Below are 1,836 nucleotides of genomic sequence, written 5' to 3'. Positions count from 1 at the left end.
AGATCCTGGTCCTCGGTTCGGGCGCGCGCGAGCACGCCATCATCCTCGCCCTGCGCGCCGAAGAGGCCGGGCACGAGCTGTTCGCGGCCCCCGGCAACGCCGGCATCGGCGCCGACGCCGCCCTCGTGGACCTCGATCCGGCCGATCCCGGCGCGGTCACGGTCTACGCCAACGAGAACGCCATCGACCTCGTCGTCATCGGGCCCGAAGCGCCGCTGGTCGCCGGCGTCGCCGATGCGCTGCGCGAGCGCGGCATCCCGGCCTTCGGCCCGGGCAAGGCGGCGGCACAGCTCGAAGGCTCGAAGACCTTCGCCAAGCGCATCATGGATGCCGCGGGCGTGCCGACCGGCCGCGCGGTGCGGGCCCGCACCCTCGCCGAGGTGGAGGCGGCTCTCGACGAACTCGGGTCGCCGCACGTGGTGAAGGCCGACGGCCTGGCCGCGGGCAAGGGCGTCATCGTCACCGAGGAGCGTGCGGCGGCGCTGGCCCATGCCGAGGCCTACCTGCCCGGCGGACCGGTGCTCGTGGAGGAGTTCCTGTCGGGACCTGAGGTGTCGCTCTTCTTCGTCTCCGACGGCGACCGCGTCGTGCCGCTGTCCCCCGCGCAGGACTACAAGCGCGCCCACGACGACGACGCCGGGCCGAACACCGGCGGCATGGGCGCCTACTCGCCGCTGCCGTGGCTGGCCGGCGCCTTCGGGGGCGAGGACGAGTTCGTCGCCGAGGTGACGCGCACCGTCGCCCAGCCGGTCATCCGCCAGCTCGACGCCGAGGGAACGCCCTTCATCGGCCTGCTCTACGCCGGCCTCATCCTCACCGAGCAGGGCGTGAAGGTGATCGAGTTCAACGCCCGCTTCGGCGACCCCGAGACCCAGGTCGTGCTCGCCCGGCTGGCGACGCCCCTGTCATCGCTGCTCATGGCGGCCGCGTCCGGGCACCTCGAGGACGAGCCCGCGCCGGCCTTCGCCGAGGCGGCAGCCGTCACCGTCGTGCTCGCCAGCGAGGGATACCCCGCCGACCCCGTGACGGGGCGCGTGCTCAGCGGGCTGGATGCCGCGGCATCGGTCGAGGGCGTGCACCTGGCCCACGCGGCCACCGCCGAACGCGACGGCGAGCTCATCGCCACCGGCGGGCGGGTGCTGAACGTCGTCGCCCTCGGCAACACGTTCTTCGAGGCCAGGGAGCGCGCGTACACCGCGCTCGGGCGCATCCGCCTGGAGGGATCCCACCACCGCACCGACATCGCGCTGCGGGCCGTCGAGGGCTGAAACGGCCTGCGGCGGCGGCCGGGCCGCGCCCGTCGAGCGCGGTTCGCGTTATCGTTGCGCGAATCGTCGAACGCCGGGGGGCATCGGGTGGCAGAGCGCATAGGAATCATCGGGGGCGGAATCGTCGGGGTCGCGCTGGCGCGTCTCTTGGCGAGGCGGGGTGCGGCCGTGACCGTGCTGGAGAAAGAAGCGCGCCTCGCCCAGCACCAGACCGGGCGCAATTCCGGCGTCGTCCACGCCGGGCTCTACTACGCGCCGGGGTCACTCAAGGCGACGCTGTGCGCGGCGGGCCGGGTGTCAATACGGGAGTTCTGCGAGGAGAAGGGCCTGCCGTACCGCGAGGTCGGCAAGCTGGTCGTGGCCGTGGATGAGACCGAGCTGCCGGCGCTGGCCGAGATCGAGCGCCGCTCCGTCACGAACGGGGTCCCCGACCTCGTGCGCATCGACGATGTGGCCCACCTGCGGGAGATCGAGCCGCACGTGGCGGGAGTCGCCGCCGTCCACTCGCCGCACACCGCCGCGGTGGACTACGCCACCATCACCGAGGCCATGGCGCAGGACGTCCGCT

General features: G+C 73.4%; 2 protein-coding genes. Both read left to right on the top strand.

The genetic code is table 11. The annotated features are described in order from the left end of the window. Nucleotides 1-2: 2 nt before the first annotated feature. Nucleotides 3-1,268 carry a phosphoribosylamine--glycine ligase gene (gene purD / locus NQ160_RS23215; RefSeq protein WP_257517373.1) on the top strand — a complete coding sequence of 422 codons (1,266 nt, stop codon included), beginning with the start codon at nucleotides 3-5 and terminating at the stop codon, nucleotides 1,266-1,268. A gap of 87 nt (nucleotides 1,269-1,355) precedes the next feature. After that, nucleotides 1,356-1,836, top strand: a 481-nt coding sequence (locus NQ160_RS23210; RefSeq protein ID WP_257517372.1) for an FAD-dependent oxidoreductase, incomplete at its 3' end; no start/stop codon positions are given.

This window comes from Microbacterium sp. zg.Y909, from assembly GCF_024626565.1.
The sequence above is the reverse complement of the archived record's forward strand: the minus strand, read 5'-3'. Positions and strand labels throughout refer to the sequence as shown.